This is a genomic window from Streptomyces sp. HNM0575 (assembly GCF_012726265.1).
GTDB lineage: Bacteria > Actinomycetota > Actinomycetes > Streptomycetales > Streptomycetaceae > Streptomyces.
In genome coordinates, this window is record NZ_JAASAG010000012.1 from 126,052 (window position 1) to 143,663 (window position 17,612).

Annotated in this window: 14 protein-coding genes and 1 pseudogene; 10 read left to right on the forward strand and 5 right to left on the reverse strand. The window is 73.6% G+C overall.

Annotation, left to right across the window (positions count from 1 at the left end):
- The first annotated feature begins 130 nt into the window (after window positions 1–130).
- Entirely contained in the window at window positions 131–724 is a 594-nt protein-coding gene (locus HCC61_RS25770; RefSeq protein WP_169139678.1) for a TetR/AcrR family transcriptional regulator, read from the forward strand.
- Between the two features lie 106 nt (window positions 725–830).
- Here the strand turns inward: HCC61_RS25770 and HCC61_RS25775 are convergent, their stop codons facing one another.
- A complete protein-coding gene (locus HCC61_RS25775) occupies window positions 831–2,594 on the reverse strand; it encodes an FAD-binding oxidoreductase (RefSeq protein WP_169139401.1) in 1,764 nt (587 codons plus the stop codon).
- A gap of 94 nt (window positions 2,595–2,688) precedes the next feature.
- Window positions 2,689–3,294, reverse strand: coding sequence for an Lrp/AsnC family transcriptional regulator (locus HCC61_RS25780; RefSeq protein WP_169139403.1), 606 nt, complete (start codon window positions 3,292–3,294; stop codon window positions 2,689–2,691).
- Window positions 3,295–3,581: 287 nt separating this feature from the next.
- On the opposite strand from HCC61_RS25780, the gene pdhA reads away from it, so the two are divergent.
- The 9 genes and pseudogenes from pdhA (at window position 3,582) to HCC61_RS25825 (ending at window position 14,517) form a co-directional block, all read left to right on the forward strand.
- On the forward strand, window positions 3,582–4,817 hold the full coding sequence (gene pdhA, locus HCC61_RS25785) for a pyruvate dehydrogenase (acetyl-transferring) E1 component subunit alpha (RefSeq protein ID WP_169139405.1): 1,236 nt from the start codon (window positions 3,582–3,584) through the stop codon (window positions 4,815–4,817).
- Between the two features lie 71 nt (window positions 4,818–4,888).
- The gene (locus tag HCC61_RS25790) at window positions 4,889–5,941 is read left to right on the forward strand and encodes an alpha-ketoacid dehydrogenase subunit beta (protein ID WP_240969305.1); all 1,053 of its coding nucleotides are present in this window, start codon (window positions 4,889–4,891) and stop codon (window positions 5,939–5,941) included.
- Window positions 5,941–7,455, forward strand: coding sequence for a dihydrolipoamide acetyltransferase family protein (locus HCC61_RS25795; protein ID WP_169139409.1), 1,515 nt, complete (start codon window positions 5,941–5,943; stop codon window positions 7,453–7,455). Before HCC61_RS25790 ends, HCC61_RS25795 begins: the two co-directional genes overlap by 1 nt.
- A 99-nt stretch (window positions 7,456–7,554) precedes the next feature.
- Window positions 7,555–8,565 (forward strand): DUF6457 domain-containing protein, encoded by a 1,011-nt coding sequence (locus tag HCC61_RS25800; RefSeq protein ID WP_169139680.1) that lies wholly within the window; start codon window positions 7,555–7,557, stop codon window positions 8,563–8,565.
- Complete coding sequence (locus HCC61_RS25805) at window positions 8,562–10,370, forward strand: molybdopterin molybdotransferase MoeA (RefSeq protein ID WP_169139411.1); 1,809 nt, start codon at window positions 8,562–8,564, stop codon at window positions 10,368–10,370. Before HCC61_RS25800 ends, HCC61_RS25805 begins: the two co-directional genes overlap by 4 nt.
- A pseudogene (locus tag HCC61_RS25810) lies at window positions 10,364–11,389 on the forward strand (potassium channel family protein); the annotation flags it as partial. The gene HCC61_RS25805 and the pseudogene HCC61_RS25810, both read left to right, overlap by 7 nt.
- 636 nt (window positions 11,390–12,025) lie before the next feature.
- On the forward strand, window positions 12,026–13,003 hold the full coding sequence (locus HCC61_RS25815; protein ID WP_169139682.1) for an NAD(P)H-quinone oxidoreductase: 978 nt from the start codon (window positions 12,026–12,028) through the stop codon (window positions 13,001–13,003).
- A gap of 101 nt (window positions 13,004–13,104) precedes the next feature.
- A complete protein-coding gene (locus HCC61_RS25820; protein WP_169139413.1) occupies window positions 13,105–13,824 on the forward strand; it encodes a hypothetical protein in 720 nt (239 codons plus the stop codon).
- A 120-nt stretch (window positions 13,825–13,944) separates the two neighbouring features.
- On the forward strand, window positions 13,945–14,517 hold the full coding sequence (locus tag HCC61_RS25825) for a bacterial proteasome activator family protein (RefSeq protein WP_169139415.1): 573 nt from the start codon (window positions 13,945–13,947) through the stop codon (window positions 14,515–14,517).
- 19 nt (window positions 14,518–14,536) lie between these two features.
- Here the strand turns inward: HCC61_RS25825 and HCC61_RS25830 are convergent, their stop codons facing one another.
- The 3 genes from HCC61_RS25830 to HCC61_RS25840 are packed head-to-tail and all read right to left on the reverse strand — an operon-like array spanning window position 14,537 to window position 17,608.
- Window positions 14,537–15,403: a TrmH family RNA methyltransferase gene (locus HCC61_RS25830; RefSeq protein WP_169139417.1), complete on the reverse strand. Its 867-nt coding sequence runs from the start codon at window positions 15,401–15,403 to the stop codon at window positions 14,537–14,539.
- 4 nt (window positions 15,404–15,407) lie between these two features.
- Window positions 15,408–16,841 (reverse strand): HTTM domain-containing protein, encoded by a 1,434-nt coding sequence (locus HCC61_RS25835; protein WP_169139419.1) that lies wholly within the window; start codon window positions 16,839–16,841, stop codon window positions 15,408–15,410.
- Window positions 16,838–17,608, reverse strand: coding sequence for a DUF5819 family protein (locus HCC61_RS25840; protein ID WP_240969289.1), 771 nt, complete (start codon window positions 17,606–17,608; stop codon window positions 16,838–16,840). Before HCC61_RS25840 ends, HCC61_RS25835 begins: the two co-directional genes overlap by 4 nt.
- Window positions 17,609–17,612: the final 4 nt, after the last annotated feature.

Consider the following 17,612-nt stretch of genomic DNA (forward strand, 5'->3'; position numbering starts at 1 on the left):
CCGCAGACGCCGGCCCTGAGCGGCCGCACGGGCTGTCGGTCCCGCAGCGACAGGTAGATACTGCTACCGAACGATCGGTCGGTGCAAGGGGGACGGTGAGCCTGTGGACAACGCGGATAGCATCGGCCGCATGCCGGTCAAGCGCGACACCTACACGCCCGATTCGCTGCTGAAAGTCGCCGTGGAGGTGTTCATCGAGCGCGGTTACGACGGCACGTCGATGGAGCATCTCTCGCAGGCCGCCGGCATCTCGAAATCGTCGATCTACCACCACGTGCGCGGCAAGGAGGAGCTGCTGCGCCGCGCGATAAGCCGCGCCCTCAGCGGGCTCTTCGGAGTGCTCGACGAGCCGCGGGCGCGCGAGGGCCGCGCCATCGACCGGCTCGAGCACGTCACCCGGCGCACGGTCGAGGTACTGATGTCGGAGCTGCCGTACGTGACGCTGCTGCTGCGCGTGCGCGGCAACACGGACACCGAGCGCTGGGCGATGGCCCGCCGCCGCGAGTTCGACCAGCGGGTCTCGGAGCTGCTGAAGCAGGCCGTGGCGGACGGCGACCTGCGGGCGGACGTCGACGTGCGGCTCGCGACCAGGCTGCTCTTCGGGATGATCAACTCCATCGTCGAGTGGTACCGGCCGTCGCGTGCGGGGCGCGGCGGCGCGGCCACCAGCGACGAGGTCGCCGAGGCCGTCGTGCGCACGGCCTTCGCGGGCCTGCGCAACTGATCCACTCCCCGGACCTCTTCTGTCCGGTCGCTGTCCCGTCGCTGTCCCGTCGCCGCCCCTCCGCTGCACCCGCTTTCCCGCCCCGTACCGGCCCGCCCGTACCGGCTCAGCCGCCGGCCTCGCCCCCGCTCGCGTCGAAAAGCACGCCCGGGTTGAGGATCCCGCTCGGGTCGAGCGCCGACTTGGCGGCCCGCAGCGCCAGCGCGAAGGGCTCCGGACGCTGCCGGTCGTAGCCGGGCCGGTGGTCCCTGCCGACGGCGTGATGGTGGGTGACGGTGGCGCCGTGCCGTGCGAGCACCTCCATCGCGGCGCTCTTGATCTCGTCCCACATGGCGGCCTCCTGCCCGCGGCGTCCGGCGGCGATCACCGTGAAGTACGGGGCCGCGCCGTCCGGATACACGTGCGTCAGGCGGCAGTTGACGAGTCCCGGACCGCCGGTGATCTCCTCGACGGCGGCGCCGATTCCGGTGCGTACGGCGTCGTGGAGCGCGGTGAACCGGTCCCAGGTGCAGGCCGTCTCGAAGGTCTCGGTGATGGCGCTCATCCGCGCCAGGCCGTCCCGCATGTACGGCATGCGCAGGAAGGCCGACCGCCAGGCGCCGACGGCCTCGTCACCGGAATCCGCGGAACCCCCGGAGCCCCCGGAGGCGACACCGCCACCGGAGCCCCCGCCGCTCCCGCCGCTCCCGTCGCCCTGCCCCGGCACGAAGCCGCCGTGGTCCGCGGCCAGCGCGCAGAGCTCCGCGAGCTGCCCGTCCACGGGCCGGTGCGCCGACTCAACGCCCAGCACGAGCACGCTCTCCCCGTCGTGTGCCGCTCCCGCGAGAGCCGCCTCGCCGGGGTCGAGCAGCCGGCAGTTGGCCGGGTGGAGCCCGGACTGCGAGACGGCACGCACGGCCTCCACCGCGTCCGCGAATCCCGTGAAGCGCACGGCCGCCGACGCCTTGTGCACGGGACGGTCCTGGAGCCGCATCCACGCCTCGGTGATCACGCCCAGCGTCCCCTCGGAGCCGAGGAAGAGCCGGTCGGGGGACGGGCCCGCGCCCGATCCCGGCAGCCGCCACGACTCGGAGGTCCCGGCCGGGGTGACCACGCGCATCGACTCGACGAGGTCGTCGATGCGGGTGTGCAGCGTCGCGTAGTGGCCGCCGGCGCGGGTGGCCAGCCAGCCGCCCAGCGTGGAGAACTCGAAGCTCTGCGGGAAGTGCCGCAGCGTCATCCCGGCGCCGTGCTCACGCAGCTGGCCCTCCAGCGCAGGCCCGAACACACCGGCCTGGATGCGGGCCGCCCTGCTGACGGTGTCCACCTCCAGCACGCGGTCCATGGCGGACATGTCGAGCGTGAGGACGCCCGCGTGGTCGCCGCCGCGGTATTCGACTCCGCCGACGACGGAGCTTCCGCCGCCGTACGGGATCGCGGCGACGTTCCGCGCGGCCGCCCAGTCGAGCAGATCCACCAGCTCCGCCTCGGTGCCGGGGAAGGCGACCAGGTCGGGGGCGGCGGAGAGGTCGCCGTGCAGGGCGCGTACGACGTCGCGGTACGCCTTGCCGTACGTGTGGGCGGCCCGGTCCGCCGGGCCGTCCGAGACCAGATGCGCGAGCGCGGCGGGCGGCTCGACGCGGGGCCGCGGCAGGTCGATCGCGGCGAGGTCGGGGACCGGCAGCGGTTCGGACGGCAGACCGGGGAACAGGGCGGCGAGGGCGGTGCACTCGCTGTCGGGAAGCGCCTCTTCGGTACGTCCCCAGCCCCACCAGGACCTGCCGGTACCGGTACCGGTGCCACCGCCGGTACCCGTACGGCTCCCGGTGCCGGTACCGGTACGGCCGCCGGTGCCGCTGTCGTTGCGCGTGCCCTGCCGCTTAGCCGCCATGTGGAACCCCTCGTGCCGGTCGCGTGCGGGTGTGCGTCGAGGTGTGGCGGCGGGTGCGCACGTCTCCTCGCGCCCGCGGCCGTGACCCGTACCGTCAGATGTCCGGTTCGAGATGGGTCTCCTCGAAGACCAGCAGCGTACGGGTGCTGATCACCTCCGGGATCGACTGGATCCTCGTGAGGACGAGGTCGCGCAGCGATCTGTTGTCCGCGGTGTGCACCAGCAGCAGCACGTCGAAGTCGCCGCTGACCAGCGCCATATGAGCGGCACCGGGCAGTTGCAGCAGCTTCTCGCGGACGCTGCGCCAGGAGTCCTGGACGATCTTGAGCGTGATGTAGGCGGACGCCCCCTGCCCCGCCCGTTCCTCGTCGATGCGCGCGCTGAAGCCACGTATGACGCCGTCGTCGACGAGCCGGTTGATGCGGGCGTACGCGTTGGCGCGGGAGATGTGGACCTGCTCGGCCAGGGCGCGCACCGACATCCGGCCGTCCGAACGCAGCAGCCGCAGGATGTCCCTGTCGACGGGGTCGAGCTCGCGGGCCGGCGGACGGTGGTCCAGGGCCGCGGAGTCCGGTCCGTGATCCGCTCGCGGAGCCGGTCCGCGATCACCTCGGGGAGCCGTCCGCGGCGCCGTTCCGGCCCCCTCGGCGCCCGGGCCGCCGGACGCACCGGACGAATCGGCAATCTGTCCGTCCGGCATGCCCTGGCGCCTCCCCTCCTTGGACGTCTTGCTCCCATCGAACGCACGATCCCTCAACTTGTCCACAGGCTCTCGCCGCCTGTAGCCAAACTGTGCTGGCAACCGAACAATCGGTAGGGGAGCACGCCAATCGGCTCCACGCCCATCGGGGCCTGTCCGGGACGACTCCCGGACAGGCCCTGGAGCGCACTGCACCGCCCCGGCGAACCGAAGCGACCCCGACCCGTAGACCGACCTTCAGCGCAGTCCGCAATCCGACCCGCAGCCCCACGAGTGAGGTGCTCACCATGACGGTTCTCGAGCAGTCCGGTGCCTACCACCTCGCACCGCCCCCGGCCTGGCGACCCCGCCGCGACCCCGCTCCGCTCCTCCCCGACCGGGAGCCGTTCCGGCTGCTCGGCACCGGCGCGGAGCTGGACGGCGCACTGCTCCGCGAGCTGTACGGGCACCTGGTGCGCGGCCGCCGCTTCAACGAGCAGGCGACGGCGCTCACCAAGCAGGGCCGTCTCGCCGTCTATCCGTCCTCCACGGGCCAGGAGGCCGCCGAGGTCGGCGCGGCGCTGGCCCTCCGCGAGCAGGACTGGCTCTTCCCCAGCTACCGGGACACCCTCGCGGCCGTCGCCCGCGGCCTCGACCCGGTGGCCGTGCTGTCGCTGCTCCGCGGCGACTGGCACAGCGGGTACGACCCGCGCGCGACCCGAGTCGCCCCCCTCAGCACTCCGCTGGCCACCCAGCTGCCGCACGCGGTGGGCCTGGCGCACGCGGCCCGCCTCAAGGGCGACGACGTCGTCGCGCTCGCGATGGTTGGCGACGGCGGCACCAGCGAAGGCGACTTCCACGAGGCCCTCAACTTCGCCGCCGTGTGGCAGGCCCCGGTGGTCTTCCTCGTGCAGAACAACGGCTTCGCGATCTCCGTGCCGCTGGCGAAGCAGACCGCGGCGCCGTCCCTCGCGCACAAGGCCGTGGGTTACGGCATGCCTGGCCGCCTCGTCGACGGAAACGACGCGGCCGCCGTGCACCGCGTGCTCTCGGACGCCGTCGAGCGTGCCCGCGGGGGCGAGGGCCCGACCCTGGTGGAGGCGGTGACGTACCGCCTGGACGCGCACACCAACGCCGACGACGCCACGCGCTACCGGGAGGCCGCCGAAGTCGACGAGTGGCGCGAGCACGACCCGGTCGCGCTGACGGAGCGGGAGCTGCGCGCTCGCGGGCTCCTGGACGACGAGGGCGTACGGCAGGCCCGCGAGGAGGCCGAACGAATGGCGGGCGACCTTCGCGAACGCATGCACCGGGAGCCGGAGTTGCACCCCATGGACCTCTTCGACCACGTCTTCGCCCACCGGACGGCGCAGCTGCACCAGCAGGCGGAGATGCTGCGCGCCGAGCTCGACGCCGCCGAGGCGGAGGGGACCGCGGCGGAGGGGACCACGGCGGAGGGGACCACGGCGGAGGGGACCGCGGCGCCCGTCGAGCGGAACGCTCACGGCCGGGCGCACTCCGGCCGCCAGGGGAGCCAGAAATGAGCACGGTGACGAGCACGTCGTCGGAGCCGGGCGCACAGCCGCCCCGTGAGCCCGTACGCAAGCAGTCCACGATGGCGCAGGCGCTCAACCGCGCGCTGCGCGACTCCCTGGCGGCCGACCCGTCCGTGCACGTCTTCGGTGAGGACGTCGGCACCCTCGGCGGTGTCTTCCGCGTCACGGACGGGCTGACGAAGGAGTTCGGCGAGGACCGCTGCACCGACACCCCCCTCGCGGAGGCGGGCATCCTCGGCACGGCGGTCGGCATGGCCATGTACGGCATGCGGCCCGTGGTGGAGATGCAGTTCGACGCCTTCGCGTACCCGGGGTTCGAGCAGCTCGTCTCGCACATCTCGCGGATGCGCAACCGCACGCGCGGCGCACTGCCCATGCCGCTCACGGTCCGCGTGCCCTACGGCGGCGGCATCGGCGGCGTCGAGCACCACAGCGACTCCTCCGAGGCGTACTACATGGCCACGCCCGGCCTGCACGTCGTCACTCCGGCGACGGTCGCCGACGCGTACGGGCTGCTGCGCCGCTCCATCGAGAGCGACGACCCGGTGATCTTCCTGGAGCCCAAGCGGCTGTACTGGGCGAAGGACCACTGGTCGCCCGAGCAGCCGGAGGAGGTCCCGGAGATCGGCCGCGCGGTCGTCCGCCGCCCCGGCACCTCGGCGACGCTCGTCACGTACGGGCCGTCCCTGCCCGTCTGCATGGAGGCCGCGGAGGCGGCGGCGCGCGACGAGGGCCTGGAGCTGGAGGTGGTGGACCTGCGGTCGCTGGTGCCGTTCGACGAGGAGACGGTGGCGGCGTCCGTACGGCGCACGGGGCGGGCCGTCGTCGTGCACGAGTCGGCGGGCTTCGCCGGGCCGGGCGCGGAGCTGGCGGCGCGGCTGAGCGAACGCTGCTTCCACCACCTGGAGGCGCCGGTGCTGCGGGTCTCCGGGTTCGACATCCCGTATCCGCCGCCGATGCTGGAGAAGCACCATCTGCCGGACGTGGACAGGGTGCTCGACGCCGTCGCACGCCTCCAGTGGGAGAGCGAGTGGCGGGCCACGGACGCCGGAGGGTCGGTCACCGGAGGAACGGCCGCCGGAGGAACGGTCTCCGGGGGAGGGGTCAACTGATGGCTTCCGTGCGGGAGTTCACGCTTCCCGATCTGGGCGAGGGGCTGACCGAGGCCACGGTCGTGCGGTGGATGGTGGCCGTGGGCGACGTGGTCGCGGTGGACCAGTCCGTCGTCGAGGTCGAGACGGCGAAGGCGCTCGTGGACGTGCCCTGCCCGTACGGCGGCGTCGTCACGGCGCGCTACGGCGACGAGGGCGCGGAGATCCCGGTCGGGGCGCCGCTGCTGACGGTGGCCGTGGGCGCGCAGGACAGCACGGGCGGGGGTGCGGACGCGGGCACGGGCGGCGGCGCGGACGGCGACGGCGGCGACGGCGTCGCGGGCGGCCGTACCACCGCGGAAGGCACGAGTGCGAACGGCTCCGTCGCCAACGGCTCGCCCGCGAACGGCACCGCCCCGGAAGCCTCCGGCAACGTACTGGTCGGCTATGGCACCGGAGCCCCGGCGGGCCGCCGTCGACGCACCCGCCCCGTCGACGGCTTCGGCCCGCCGGCCCCCGCGGCCCCTGCACCGGCGCCTGCTCCCAGGGCGGCCGGGCAGGGGCCGGTCGCCGTCATCTCACCGCTCGTACGGCGCCTCGCGCGCGAGCACGACCTCGACCTGCGCGCGGTCACGGGCAGCGGCCCGGACGGCCTGATCCTCCGCGCGGACGTGGAGCGCGCGGCACGCTCCCGTACGGAGACGGCACCGGCTGCACCGCCCGCGCAGACACAGGCACAGGCGCAGACACAGGCACAGACACAGGCACAGGCACAGGCGCAGACGTACGTGCGGCCCCCGGCCCCGCCGGCCACCGGGCCCGGCACCGAACCGACGCCAGAGCACGCCACGCGCATCCCGCTGACCGGCTTCCGCGGCGCCGTCGCCGACAAGCTCTCCCGCAGCCGCCGCGAGATCCCGGACGCCACCTGCTGGGTCGACGCCGACGCGACCGAACTCCTCGCCGCGAGGCGGGCGATGAACTCCCGGAGCGGTGCCGCGAAGGTGTCGCTGCTGGCGCTACTCGCCCGCATCTGCACGGCCGCGCTCGCCCGGTTCCCCGAGCTGAACGCGACGGTCGGCACCGAGGCCCGCGAGGTCGTGCGCCACTCCGAGGTCGGCCTCGGCTTCGCCGCGCAGACCCCGCGTGGGCTCGTGGTCCCGGTCGTAAAGGGCGCGCACGCGATGCACGCGGCCCGGCTGAGCGAGGAGCTCGCGCGGCTCACGGAGTCCGCGCGCACCGGCGATCTCAAGCCGTCCGACATGACGGGCGGCACCTTCACGCTCAACAACTACGGCGTCTTCGGCGTCGACGGCTCGACCCCGATCATCAACCACCCCGAGGCCGCGATGCTCGGCGTCGGCCGCATCGCCGAGAAGCCCTGGGTCCACGAGGGCCAACTGGCGGTCCGCAGGGTCGTGCAGCTCTCCCTCACCTTCGACCACAGGGTGTGCGACGGCGGTACGGCGGGCGGCTTCCTGCGCTTCGTCGCGGACTGCGTGGAACAGCCGGCGGTGCTGCTCCGTACGCTCTAAGGCGTGACACCCGAAGTCCACGCACCCGGCAGCCCCGCGCACGGCCGCGCGCCCGCCACCGCGACGGGCCGCGCGCACCCCTGCGACGCGTACGACGCGATCGTCCTCGCGGGCGGCGGCGCCAGGCGTCTCGGCGGGACGGACAAGCCGTCGCTGACCGTGGGCGGCCGCACCCTGCTCGACCGCGTGCTGTCCGCGTGCGACGGCGCGGCGGCCACGGTCGTCGTCGGTCCGCGGAGGCCGACCCGGCGGCCGGTCGCCTGGGTACGGGAGGATCCGCCGGGCTCCGGTCCGCTCGCCGCGCTCGACGCGGGACTGGGCGGTGTCTCCGCCCGTACGGTTCTCGTGCTCTCCGCGGATCTGCCGTTCCTGCGGACGGAGACGGTAGGGGCGCTACTTGAGGCGGCGGCCCCGGATACGGAGACGAGCACGGTCACGGGCACGGCTTCCGTCACGGATACGAGCACGGGTACGGCTACGAGCACGGGTACGGCTACGCACACCGCGGACGGGACCGAGGGGATCGAGGGGACCGACGGCGCGATCGTGAACGACGGCCGCGACCAGCCTCTTCTCGCCGCGTACCGCAGCGAGTCGCTGCGTCGTGAACTGGCCCTGCTGCGCGCCGAATACGGAAGCCTCACCGGGCTCCCCTTGCGGCTGCTCCTTCCTGAGCTGAGACTTCGTCGCATCGACGTCGCAGCCGGCGGCGGGGCGAGCGCGCCCGACGCCGTCGACTGTGACACCTGGGAAGACGTCGCGGCCGCGAGGGCCCGTATCAGGGAGCATGACACCGTGCTGGACGAATGGATGGCCGCTGCCAAGGCCGAACTCGGCATCGAGGACCTCGATGTCGACACCGCCGCACTTCTCGACCTGGCCCGCGACGCCGCCCACGGTGTGGCACGTCCGGCCGCGCCGCTGACCACGTTCCTCGTGGGGTACGCGGCCGCCCGGCGGGGCGGCTCTCCCGAACAGGTCGCGGAGGCGGCGGAAACGGCGGCCCGGCTGGCGGCACGCTGGGCCGCGGAGGGCGAAGAGGGCCCGGAGACCGGCGCCGGTGAGCAGGGCGGGGCGCAGAACGACGGGAAGCAGAGCGACGGGCGATGAGCGGTGGCGACGAACTCGACGAGGCCATCGCCCTGGCCAACGGCTCGGCGGGCGCCGCACACCGTACCGCCGGCGGCCGGGCCACCGGCCGTACCGCGGACGGCCGTTCGGCTTCCGTGACCGCCGACACCGGGGTGAACGCCGAACCGCCGCGCCCCCGCGGCACGGGCGGCGACCGCGACCGCGAGCGCGGCAACGACCGCAACCGCGAGCGCAACCGCGGCGGCGACCGCGGCAACGGCACCGGCACCGGCCGCACCGGCCCCACGGACAGGGCGAGCACCGAGCGCTCCCGCACGGACGACGACGACCTCGCCGCCCCGGACTGGCTCGCCCCCCGCTCCTCCCGCTCCTCCCGCACGGACGCGCTCCACCGGTCCCGTACGGCGGACGAAACGGAAGCGGAAGCGCACCCCCGCGACGTCCCGTGGCCCGACGCCCGCACCCTCGCCGCGCGCACCGCGGGCCCCCTCCCCTCCCGCACCCTTCCGCTCGACGAGGCGCTGCACCACACGCTCGACGCCCCGCTCGACGCCCTCACCGACCTCCCGTCCTTCGACACCTCGGCCATGGACGGCTGGGCGGTCTCCGGCCCGGGGCCCTGGACGCTGCCGGACGACCCCGAAGCCCGGGGCGTCCTCGCCGGTGCGACGTCCGAACCCCTGCCGCTCCCCGACGGCCGGGCGGTCCCCATCGCGACGGGCGCCCGCATCCCGCCCGGTGCGAACGCCGTGCTGCGTCACGAGTACGGCGAGACGGACGGCACGCGGCTGCGCACGTCCCACCGGCCCCAGCCCGGTACGGACATCCGCCCCCGCGGCCAGGAGTGCCGTTCGGGAGACCGGCTGCTGCCGGCGGGCACACAGGTCACACCCGCCGTGCTGGGCCTCGCCGCCGCCGCGGGCTACGACCGGCTGACGGTCGTCAGGCGCCCGCGTGCCGAAGTCCTCGTGCTGGGCGACGAGTTGCTGCACCGCGGAGTCCCACGCGACGGGCGCATCCGCGACGCTCTCGGCCCGGCCGTCGCCCCGTGGCTCTCGGCGCTCGGGGCCGACGTGATCGTCACCAGGCGGCTCGGCGACGACGCGGAAGCGCTGCACGAGGCCGTCGCCACGACCACCGCCGACCTGATCGTCACCACCGGCGGCACGGCCCGCGGGCCCGTCGACCATCTGCGTCCCACGCTGGCGCGGGTCGGCGCGCGTCTCCTCATCGAGGGCGTACGGGTACGGCCGGGCCACCCCATGCTGCTGGCCCGACTGCCGGGACGCCACGCCACCGGGCACGGCGATGACGGCGGCACGAGCACCGGCGGCGACCCCGGCGGCACGAACACCGGCGACGGCACCGGCACCGCGAGCACCGGCGGCAGCGCCTCCCACCGCACCGGCGGGACGGTGAACGGCCCGTACCTGGTCGGTCTCCCCGGCAACCCCCTCGCGGCCCTCTCCGGCCTGGTGACCCTCGCCGAGCCGCTGATCCGCACGCTCGCCGACCGTCCCGGACCGCCGGGCGCAGCGGCGGGCCGAGGAGCGGGGGCACCGCCCCGGCCGCCCGGTTCCGAGGGGGTCTTCGCGCGCCTCACCGACGACGTCCAGGGCCATCCCCGCGACACCCGGCTCGTGCCCGTCGCGTTCTCCCCCGCGGAGCCGGACACCAAGTCCCGTGCGCGGCCGCTGCGTTACAACGGTCCCGCGATGCTGCGCGGCGTCGCCACGGCCACGGCCTTCGCCGTCGTACCGCCCGGCGGCCTCTCCACGGGCACCGCCGCGCAGATGCTTCCGCTGCCCTGGTTCGCCTGGTGAGGGCGTCCAACGCGAGCGACGGCTACCGGATCCTGCTGCCCCGCTCGGAAGTCAGCCCGCAGCTCCAGGTCGGGCGCCGTCTCCTCGCGGCGCTCGCCGTGCTCGCGACGACCGTCCTGATCGTCTACCTCGACCGCGGCGGCTACAACGACAACGCGGACGGCAAGGTCTCCTTCCTCGACGCCGTCTACTACACGACCGTCACCCTCTCCACCACCGGATACGGAGACATCGCACCGGCGAGCGACAGCGCCCGCATCGCCAACATCCTGCTCGTCACGCCCCTCCGCATCCTCTTCCTGATCATCCTCATCGGCACCACGCTCGAAGCGCTCACCGACCGCACACGGGAGCAGTGGCGCCTCGCCCGCTGGAGGTCCCAGTTGCGTGACCACACCGTCGTCGTCGGCTTCGGCACGAAGGGCCGCTCGGCGACACAGACGCTGCTGTCCACCGGTGTACGCCGGGACCGGATAGTGGTCGTCGACCCGAACCACCACGTCGCCAAGGCCGCGAACGACGAGGGCTATGTGAGCGTCGTCGGCGACGCCACCCGCAGCGACGTGCTCGCGCGCGCCGAGGTGCGCCGGGCCAGGCAGATCGTGATCGCGACCCAGCGGGACGACACCGCGGTGCTGGTCACGCTCACCGCACGGCAGATCAACCGGCGCCTCAAGATCGTCGCCGCGGTGCGGGAGGAGGAGAACGTACCGCTGCTCCGCCAGTCCGGCGCCGACGCCGTGATCACGAGCGCGAGCGCCGCCGGCCGGCTCCTCGGGCTGTCCGTGCTCAGCCCCAACGCCAGCTCGGTGATGGAGGACCTCATCCAGCAGGGCTCGGGACTCAGCCTCACCGAACGGCCCGTGACCAAGGCGGAGGCGGGCCGTCCGCCGCGGGAGTGCAAGGACCTGGTGGTCACTGTCGTACGGGGGCACAGGCTGCTCGGATACGACGATCCGCAGGCGGACCCCCTCCAGTCCACGGACCGCGTCGTGGTGATCCAGCGCTCGGCGGCTCCGCATCCGAACGCGGAGACGCTGCGCGCGGACTCCGGCGGCGGCCCGCTCGGCAGCACCGATCCGACGCACAGCGGCGCGGGCGGCGGCGGCTTCGACGACTCGGACGGCACGGGCGGCTCAGACGGTACGGACGGTGACGGTACGGGCGGTCCCGGCGGTGGTCCCGGCGGAGGTCCCGGCGGCTTCGGCGGACGGGGCGGACCCGGCGTCGTCGGCTTCTGGCGCCACGAACGCGGCCCCGGCCGCTGACCCCTGACCGCCGCCGGGCCCCGACAGGACACCGACCGGACCGCCTCCGGACCACGGCCGGACCGCCCCGGACCTCTGCCGGCGCTCGACCGGCCGCGGGCTCCCCGCCCCCGCGTCTCCTCTGCGGCCGTGGCAGCGCGGCCAGTTGGGGCCCCACCGACGCCCGTACGACCGCTGCCACCGGCCCATGCCGCTTCCCGAAACGGCCCGCACGTCGACGAGTTGGGCTCGGCAGCAGGAACGGGCCGCGGGGGCGGGCCCCGTACGTCTGCATACGACCACGCGGGGCGCCGCCGCACGGAGTCCCGGAGAAAGGTCCCCGGAGGCTTGACCCCGGGTGCTGCCCCAGCGGGTAGCGTCGGCCCCATGGGTACGTCCAACTCCACGATGCACGCGGTCACCATTCCCGAACCAGGCGGACCCGAGGCCCTCGTCTGGGCCGAGGTCCCCGTCCCCGAACCAGGCGAGGGCGAGGTGCTCGTCGAGGTCGCGGCGAGCGCCGTCAACCGTGCCGACATCCTCCAGCGGCAGGGCTTCTACGATCCGCCGCCCGGCGCCTCCCCCTACCCCGGCCTCGAATGCTCGGGCCGCATCTCGGCGCTCGGCCCCGGCGTGAACACGTGGGCCGTCGGCGACGAGGTCTGCGCGCTGCTGGGCGGCGGCGGCTACGCCGAGCAGGTCGCCGTACCGACCGGCCAACTGCTGCCCGTGCCGGACGGCATCGACGTGCAGACGGCCACGTCGCTTCCCGAAGTGACCAGCACCATCTGGTCGAACGTCTTCATGGTCGCCCATCTCCGCCCCGGCGAGACCCTGCTGATCCACGGCGGCGGAAGCGGAATCGGCACCATGGCCATCCAGCTGGCGAAGGCGGTCGGCGCACAGGTCGCGGTCACCGCCGGCAGCAAGGAGAAGCTGGACCGCTGCGCCGAACTGGGCGCGGACATCCTGATCAACTACCGCGAGCAGGACTTCGTCGAGGCGGTGCGCGCGGGCACGGACGGCCGGGGCGCCGACGTCGTGCTCGACATCATCGGCGCCAAGTACCTGGAGCAGAACATCAAGGCGCTCGCGGTCAACGGCCGTCTCGCGATCATCGGCCTCCAGGGCGGTCGCAAGGGCGAGTTGAACCTCGGCGCTCTGCTCGCCAAACGGGCGGCCGTGACGGCGACTTCGCTGCGTGCCCGTCCGGCGGCGGAGAAGGCGGCGATCGTCTCGGCCGTACGGGAGCACGTATGGCCGCTCGTCTCGGACGGCAGGGTGCGGCCGGTGGTCGACAGTGCCGTCCCGATGAGCCGTGCGTCTGACGCGCACCGTGCGATGGAGGAGAGCACCCACGTGGGCAAGATCCTGCTCACTCCTTAGCGCTCGGCAGGGGCCGGACAGACCCTCCCGGATGCCGGGTTTGTCCAATTATGTAACTCTGGTTGCATCATTGGACGATCCGCACCGGGAGGGTCTCTGCCGTGCGGCACAGACGCCACACCACCCTCGCTTCCGCCCGTCCCCGCACACTCCGCGCTTCCGCGGCGATGCCGTGCGTGGCCGCGGCGCTGGTCGCCGTCCTCACCGGCGCCGCACCGGGCCCCGACGCGCACGGCGCGGGTCCGCGCGAGCACGCCGCGGTCTCCGCGGTGAGCGCGGAGGGCGGCACCGAGGCGAAGTCGCCCCGGGTGCGGGGCACTTCGCGGGGCGCGGCAGCACGCGTACGGCCCTCGCCCGCCGCCACGGACGCAACGGGCGTGACGGAGGTGACGGACGCGAGGGAGGCGAGGGACGCGAGGGACGGACCGGGTGCGCGAGCGGCACACGGGGACCGCGGCCCGCACGCCGATCCCGGGCACGGCCACCACGACGGCCCGCGGTACGACGGCCCACAACATGACGCTCCTGATTCCGCCCCCGACCCCGCCGGTGATCCCGCTACCGGCCGGGCCCCCGGCACGGACTCCGGCTACGGCTCCGACTCCTACGGTGACGGCTCCGGACTCTTCGGCACGCAGGACCTCTACGAGCAGGTGCAGCCCGAACCCGCCCATCCCGGGCCGGAGTCCGCGCCCTCCGACGGCGGTACGCCCACGACCGCCGCCACCGGCGAGGTGTCCCCCGTGCTGCCCCTGGGCGCCGGGCTGACGTTGATCGGTCTGGGACTCGCCCTGATCGCCGTCCGGTTGAGGCACACCTGACGCGACCGGTGCGGGCCCGGCGGCCGTACGCCGAGCACACGGCAGCCGCCGCAGCGCCCCGCCCGCGGATGAACCGGACTCGCCGGACAGGCGGCCGGGACATGAGTGCAGAATGGAGGCATGACACAGCCGAGCAACGAACGGCCGAAGGAGAACCAGCACGTCCTGGTCGTGGGACCGGACGGCATGGCCCTCGGCAGCGCCGACTCCAAGGCCGCCGGCGGGGACGGCGACGAGCAGGCTGAGGTCCCCGTCACGGAGATGGTCGAGCAGCCCGCGAAGGTCATGCGCATCGGCAGCATGATCAAGCAGTTGCTGGAAGAGGTGAAGTCGGCTCCGCTGGACGAGGCGAGCCGCGTGCGGCTGAAGGAGATCCACACCAGCTCGATCAAGGAGCTGGAGGACGGTCTCGCTCCGGAGCTGATCGAGGAGTTGGAGCGGCTCTCCCTGCCCTTCACCGAGGACAACATCCCCACCGACGCCGAACTGCGCATCGCGCAGGCACAGCTCGTGGGCTGGCTCGAAGGCCTCTTCCACGGCATCCAGACGGCGCTCTTCGCCCAGCAGATGGCGGCGCGGGCGCAGCTGGAGCAGATGCGCAGGGCGCTGCCGCCGGGGACGCTCCCCGAGGACGGCACGCTCGGCGACGAGGAGCCGGGTCGGTCGGCCCGCTCGGGCGGCCCGTACCTCTGAGTCCGCGCCCGCCCACCGGTCAGCTCCGCGCCGTACCGTCCGTGCCGTCCATGCCTGTCCCCGTGCTGTCCGGTTCGGCGCCCCGCTGGCCGATGGCGTCCGGCCCGGTGCCGTCCGTACTGCGCGGCCCGCCCGGGTCCGGCGCACGGCCCGCCATCCAGTGGTACAGCGTCATCGCGACGCTGGTGGCCAGGTTGTAGCTGGAGACCTGCGCCCGCATCGGCAGGGCCACCAGCTGGTCGGCTCGCTCGCGCAGCGCGTCCGACAGCCCGTGCCGCTCGGAGCCGAACGCCAGGATCGCGTCGTCCGGCAGTACGAGCCCGCGGAGGTCACGGCCCTCGGGATCGAGCGCGTAGAGGGGCCCCGGCGGAAGCTCCGGCGGCTCGCACCGCCGTACCGCCGTCGCGAAGTGCAGCCCGGCGCTCGCCCTGACCACGTTGGGGTGCCACGGGTCGACCGTGCCGGTGGTGAGCACTCCGGCGGCGCCCGCCCCGGCGGCCAGCCGGATCACCGCACCCACGTTGCCCAGATGACGTGGATCGTCGAGCACGATCACCGGGGCCGTACGGGCGTCCGCGAGATCGTCTCCGCCCCGTACGGCCAGCGCCGCGACACCCGTGGGATGGGGACGCGGCACCAGGCCGTGCAGCGTCCCGCGCGGCACGTCGCGAAGCAGCCCCTCCAGCCGCCCCGCGAGATCGGGCGCCAGCTCGCGGGCGAGGGAGAGCACGGCGGCGCGGTCCTCGGTGAGCGCGAGCGGAACCCGCGCGCCGAAACGGAGCGCGTGCTTGAGCGCGTGGAAACCGTCCAGGAGCACGCTGCTCCCGGCCAGTTCGCGCCACTGCCGCAGCAGCGGCGCGACTCCGGTCTCCTCCGCGGCGGTCATGCCGTCAGCGTACGGACACCCCGTCGCCGCTCCGCTGCTGAGGCACCGGCGAAGCCGAGTCCTCGTCTCCGGGCCCTTCTCCGCCGTGACCGCCGGCGCCGTCGCGGCCGTCGTCGTACGTACCGTGTCCGCGTCCCGGGCGCAGCCGGCCCAGCGCCCGCTCCCAGCCGCCGCGGAACCGGTCGCCCAGCCACACCAGCGCGATCGTCGGCAGGAAGACGGCGTCGGCCGCGATCATGGCCATGGAGAAGAACGGCAGCCCGAGCAGCACGGCGATGCTCATGTGCTCGGCGATCATCGCGGCGAGCAGCACGTTCTTGACGCGCCGGTTGAACAGCGTGAACGGGAACGCCACTTGGACCATGACCGTGATGTACGTGGCCATGAGGATCAGCAGTCCGCTGCTCGCCAGGAAGGAGCTCAGCTCGGGCCAGGGCGAGAAGTAGTCCAGGTTCATCGGGTAGTAGACGGCGGTGCCGTCCTGCCACCGGGAGCCCTGGATCTTGTACCAGCCGGCCGTCGAGTAGATCAGGCAGACCTCCACGACGATGACCAGCAGCGCCCCGTTGTGCACGAGGTTGGCCACCATGTCGCAGACGGTGCGCGCCTCGCTGTCCGGCATGTAGCGCTCGGCCGCCCACCACACGGCCTGCGACGCCCACAGCACCCAGAAGAACACGCCCCAGCCGACGCTCAGCGCCCCGCCGACCGTCGAGACGAGCATGATCACGCCGAAGACGCACCACAGCACGGCGCCCGTGGTGTCGCGGGCCGCGGACGGCGGGCGCCCCTCCGCCATCGCGTCCTCGGCGGCCCGCGCCCTCCTGCGCCTGCGGCGGGCGTCGAGGGACCAGACCTCGGCGCAGCGGGTGAGGATCACGTACATCGCCATCAGGTGGATGACGTTGTCGCCGCCGTCGCCCATGAAGACGCTGCGGTTCTGGAGTCCCAGCACTCCGACCATGTAGATCACGGAGGCGGTACGGGTGCGCCAGCCGAGGATCACCGAGACGCTCGCGACGACGGCCAGCGCGTAGACGAACTCGAACCAGGCCGCGCCGTCCGACCACATCAGCACGGTGAAGGCGTGGTTGGACTCGGTCAGCCGCTCGGCGAGCTTCCAGCTCCAGGGGCCGTCGGGCCCGTACAGCTCATGGCGGTTGGGGAACTCCCGCAGGAGGAAGCAGAGCCAGGTGAAGGCGAAGCCGATCCGTACGACCGCCGTCTGGTACGGGGCGACGGCCTCGGCGGTCACCCGCGCCAGCCCCCGGGAGAGGAAGCCCTCGTACGCCTCGTGGGTCTCCGGACCCTCGCCGGTGCCGGGAGCCTCGCCGGTTTCGGGAGCGTCATGAGCGCCGCGAGCGGGCGACGCGGCGGGAGAGTGCGAAGGGGACGGCGAACGCGTCGCGTCGTGATGCGGACGGTGCTGCTCGGTCACTGGTCCCAGCCCCCCGGAAGGTCGGCGCTGCCGATCTGCCACCAGGGCTGCACCTGGTACTCGGTCTTGGCGTCGTTCTTCTCCTCGCTCCACGGAGGAGGACCGACGGGCGTCGTCGCGGACCGGACCTGGATGCGCTCGACGGTGCCGCCGTTGAGCTCACGGCCGAAGCGCAGCATCACTATTCGCTTGAGGTACGTCTCGGACAGCTCGCCCCGCAGCCCGAGGGGCTTGCCCTTGTCGTCGTGCGCGCCGCGGTAGAACTCCCAGCCGCGGCGGAGTTCGTTCTGCTGTACGTGGCTGGGCGCGATGTTGTGGTCGATGTCCCGGCCGTCCATCCTCGACAGGTTGACCCAGCCGGTCGTCTCCGTGCCGCCGTCGTCCTTGGCGACGCGGGCGCGTGCGTGCACGGCGATGTTCTGCTGGAGGGGGTTGGGTGCGAAGAGCTTCCAGTTCTGCTCGAACTCGGGATAGACGTAGTCGTCTATGGCCTCGCCGTGCTTCTTGCTGAGCGTGTTCGCGGGCGCCACGTGCAGGAAGACCATCGCCAGGTGAACGGCGACCGCGAGGACGACGACCGCCGCGGCCACCGCCACGACCGCGCGCCCCGCCCGCGAGAGGCCGGCGACCCCCGCACCGTGCACCGGCGCCGCACCGGGACCGTGCACCGGCCCGTCCGCTGCCCCGTACGGCGCACGTGCCGCCCGCTCGTACGACGGCCCAGGCCGCGGTTCCCCCCGCGGCGCCTGCTGCTCTTCTGGCTCCATGCCC